Below are 429 nucleotides of genomic sequence, written 5' to 3' on the forward strand. Positions count from 1 at the left end.
GCCACGTCGCTGCGCCACCAGTGGTCCAGCACCTTCGTGCCCCCTTCACTCAACTCCATGCCGATCACGCACTGGCCGGTCTGTTCGGCAAAGGCCAGGCCGTTGATGAGGTCGGCGTTGTCGTAGCGGTCCAGCGCCTGCAACAAGCGTTCGCTGACCACCCAGCGGGTATGGTCCTTGGCGCGGTCCTCGGCGGCTTGCTGGGCGTGTTGCATGGCCTGCTCGAAACCGTCGAGCTGATCGTGCATGGCCTGGCGGTCGACCAGGTGGCCGTATTTCTGGTCGAACCGCTTGCGGAACTCGCCGGTATCCTGGCGGGCCTGGACTTTGCTGCGGACCTCGCGCTCGAACTGCGCCAGGTGGGGCTTCATGCGTTCATCATGGGCATCGGCCTGTTGATTGGCCCGTTCGGAGAACAAGTAGATCTCG

General features: G+C 64.1%; 1 pseudogene. It reads right to left on the reverse strand.

From position 1 onward, the window contains the following. A pseudogene (locus tag ACK59Z_RS25915) lies at positions 1–429 on the reverse strand (hypothetical protein); the annotation flags it as partial.

This window comes from Pseudomonas sp. KCJK9058, from assembly GCF_046230975.1.
Classification (GTDB): Bacteria; Pseudomonadota; Gammaproteobacteria; order Pseudomonadales; family Pseudomonadaceae; genus Aquipseudomonas; species Aquipseudomonas alloputida.